This window comes from Paenibacillus periandrae, assembly GCF_022458865.1.
Taxonomy (GTDB): domain Bacteria; phylum Bacillota; class Bacilli; order Paenibacillales; family NBRC-103111; genus Paenibacillus_S; species Paenibacillus_S periandrae.
Window position 1 is genome coordinate 1 of record NZ_JAJNMU010000194.1, and the last position, 264, is coordinate 264.

At 58.3% G+C, this 264-nt stretch carries 1 protein-coding gene; it reads right to left on the reverse strand.

What is annotated here, in order from left to right; genetic code table 11:
- Window positions 1–211, reverse strand: a 211-nt coding sequence (locus LRL21_RS45195; RefSeq protein WP_240422252.1) for a hypothetical protein, incomplete at its 3' end; no start/stop codon positions are given.
- Window positions 212–264 lie beyond the last annotated feature (53 nt).

Sequence of the window (264 nt, forward strand, 5' to 3'; positions counted from 1 at the left end):
GCACCCTTGCGGGTTCATCGTCCACGGGAGGATGGGCCAATAGCAGGCCGACCGGCCGACCCATGAAGGAGGCGCCGAGAATGATATTCTGCGCGTCAGCCTCCTCTTCAGTGCCGGCAGCCGGTTTGACCAGCCAGCCGCGGTAAGAGCGATACGTAAAAGACTGGTAAGACGCCGCCCTCCCCTGGGCAAGCCGAACAATTTCGAACATTACTTTTTCTTTGTGCGCTCCGGATAAGGAGGACCGTACAAGATAAACGCCGA